Source organism: Thiocapsa sp. (assembly GCF_035467215.1).
GTDB lineage: Bacteria > Pseudomonadota > Gammaproteobacteria > Chromatiales > Chromatiaceae > Thiocapsa.
In genome coordinates, this window is sequence record NZ_DATITZ010000233.1 from 1 (window position 1) to 2,548 (window position 2,548).

6 protein-coding genes are annotated in these 2,548 nt (G+C 64.7%); all 6 read left to right on the plus strand.

Annotated features, from left to right (window positions below):
* Positions 1 to 166: 166 nt before the first annotated feature.
* Positions 167 to 427, plus strand: a complete 261-nt coding sequence (locus tag VLR48_RS13145; protein WP_325292228.1) for a hypothetical protein — start codon at positions 167 to 169, stop codon at positions 425 to 427.
* Positions 402 to 653: a hypothetical protein gene (locus VLR48_RS13150; protein ID WP_325292229.1), complete on the plus strand. Its 252-nt coding sequence runs from the start codon at positions 402 to 404 to the stop codon at positions 651 to 653. Before VLR48_RS13145 ends, VLR48_RS13150 begins: the two co-directional genes overlap by 26 nt.
* Positions 654 to 745: 92 nt before the next feature.
* Positions 746 to 1,216: a helix-turn-helix domain-containing protein gene (locus VLR48_RS13155; protein WP_325292230.1), complete on the plus strand. Its 471-nt coding sequence runs from the start codon at positions 746 to 748 to the stop codon at positions 1,214 to 1,216.
* Complete coding sequence (locus tag VLR48_RS13160) at positions 1,216 to 1,659, plus strand: PIN domain-containing protein (RefSeq protein ID WP_325292231.1); 444 nt, start codon at positions 1,216 to 1,218, stop codon at positions 1,657 to 1,659. The genes VLR48_RS13155 and VLR48_RS13160 overlap by 1 nt, the downstream gene beginning before the upstream one ends.
* The gene (locus VLR48_RS13165) at positions 1,643 to 1,915 is read left to right on the plus strand and encodes a type II toxin-antitoxin system RelE/ParE family toxin (protein WP_325292232.1); all 273 of its coding nucleotides are present in this window, start codon (positions 1,643 to 1,645) and stop codon (positions 1,913 to 1,915) included. The genes VLR48_RS13160 and VLR48_RS13165 overlap by 17 nt, the downstream gene beginning before the upstream one ends.
* A 360-nt stretch (positions 1,916 to 2,275) precedes the next feature.
* On the plus strand, positions 2,276 to 2,548 hold a 273-nt coding region (locus VLR48_RS13170; RefSeq protein WP_325292233.1), incomplete at its 3' end, for a MarR family EPS-associated transcriptional regulator.

The following is a 2,548-nucleotide window of genomic DNA, read 5'->3' on the forward strand; positions in this document are numbered from 1 at the left end:
ACCGGCTTCGCGTTCCTCAGGCTCCTCGCACTCATCCACCTGCCGACACTGCGCCACCGAGGTGATCAGTGCGGGAAAGCCGCGAGCATTCCGCGCGAAATAATTCGGGAATCGGCCGGTGAAATAAAGTGAGCGACAACATGCGCTAACCGAAACAGGGCTTAGCATGAACACCGCCATTCGCGTCGATGCCTCCACCCGGATGGGCCTCGGCCATCTGGTGCGCTGCCGGACCCTTCATGAGATGGCCGCCCTGGTCACCGAGACCGAACGCGCCTGGCAGGCCCTCGGCGGCATCCAGTACGGCCCGACCGAGGCGGAAAAGCCGTCCATGCGCTTCCGTCGCTCCGTCTACATCGCCGTTGACGTCGAAGCCGGCGAGGTGCTCACGCCTGATCCCGATGCCGCGCCATCCGCCCACACCTGACTGCACGCTGCCCCTGTGCCTGCGCGAACGCCCGCTGATCGTCATGGAATGCTCGGTCATCGCCGAGCGCGATCTGGGTCTTGGCTACAGGGACGCGGCGCTGGCGATGATGCAGCGCTATCGCGACATCTGCCGGCGCTTCGGCGGCGACTTCACCCTGCTGTGGCACAATTCGCACCTCGGCAACGCGGCGGATCGGCGGTTTTACCAAAGGCTCATCGCCTGAAGCCTCCTGACGATGGCGGTTGGGGTTATTGCACTTATTGCATGTGTATCGATCATGGACGGACGCAGAAACACATCAGGAAGCCCCCTGTCATGATCACCATCGACCATGCCCGCGAGCTCGAGTCACCCCTGTTGAGTCCCGCCGAGAAGGATCTGGCGCGCGCCGCGCAACGCTGCATCATGGCCGCGCTGGATCACTCGCGCGCCGCCTCGATCCTGCTGACGACAGACACCGGCGAACAGCCGCGCGTGGAGGTGCCGCCCGCCGCCCTGAAAGTGATCGGCCAGTTGCTCGGCGCCATGAGTCAGGGCCAGTCCATCGTGCTGATGCCCATGGAACGCGAGCTCACCACGGTCGAGGCCGCACACGTCCTCAATGTCTCGCGTCCCTTCGTCATCAAAGAGATGGAAGCGGGTCATCTGCCTTACCGAAAAGTCGGCACGCATCGGCGCGTGACCCTGAAGCACCTGCTGGACGATGAGCAACAGATGCGCGAGCAACAGCAACAGGCGCTCGATCGTCTGGCGGATAACGCACGCGAGCTGGGTCTGGATGACTGATGGCCGGTCACGCGCGCTACACCGCTGTACTGGATGCCTGCGTGCTGTACTCCATCGCGATGACGGACGCCCTGCTCAGTCTGGCCGCGGCCGGACTCGACGCCGCGAAATGGACGACTCGGATCGAGGACGAGTGGATTCGGGCATTGGAAAACAGCCGCCCTGATTTGGCCGGTCGGCTCGATGTCCGTCGCGACTGTATGCGGGCGGCGGTTCCCGATTGGGAAGTGGTGCCCGAACAGTGGCAGCGCCTCGACTTGGCCGTCGAGTTGCCGGATCCTGATGATCTCCATGTGCTGTCCGCAGCGATCGCGGGTCATGCCGACTGCGATGACCTGGACGACCTGGCGCTCGCCGAGCAGCGGCTTGAGGAAGTCCGGGCCGGCCGGTCCAAACCGACCCCGCTCGAGGACGTGATGAAGCGCTATGGCTTGGAAGATTGAGATCGATCCGGCGGCCGAGCGCGAGCTCGACAGGCTCGACGGTCAGGTCGCAAGGCGCATTTTGCGTTTCCTGAGCGAGCGCCTGTCCGGCTCGCAGGATCCGCGCAGTCTCGGCGAGGCCCGACGGGGTTCCCGCTTGGGAGAGTTTTGGAAGTATCGGGTCGGCGATTACCGTGTTGTTTCGCGCATCGAGGACGAGCGCCTGCTCGTGCTGGTTGTAACGGTGGGCCACCGGAGTCGGGTCTATCGCCGATAAGCGGAGCAGCCGACGGGAGCCGATTTGCACGCAGGCAAAGAAGTGCGTGACGAATACGATTGGAAACAACAGCAAGAATCGGAAATCAGACACCCGGCGGGAGGGGGTATTCACCCCGTCCCGCACGTCTATCCGCCGCCGCCCTTGCCCCGCCGCCCCCGACCCGCTACCCTACCTACGCTGTACAACGCCTGAACAAACCGCTCCGCGCCGATACCTCGAAAACGACAGGGTAGGGCGGTAGCATGTCCGAACAACCAAGACGCCCCCCGGTCGATTCAAGCATATCGGCGCCCCTGCACCCGGCGCGTCCGATCGCGTCCCCCAGCCTCATCCCTGCGACGCCCGCGAGCGAGCCCCGTGACCGACGACCTCCACTACCGCGTCCTCAAGCACCTCGAGGCGCACCCCGACGGCACCCAACGCGATCTGGCCAAGGCGCACGGCATCAGCCTGGGCAGCACCAACTTCTGCGTGCGCGCCCTCATCGACCACGGGTGGGTGAAGGTCCAGAACTTCCGCCGAAGCGACAACAAGCGCGCCTACGCCTACCTGCTCACCCCGCAGGGCATCGAGGCCAAGGCCCGCATCACCGCCCGCTTCCTGCAGCGCAAACGCGCCGAATACGAAGCC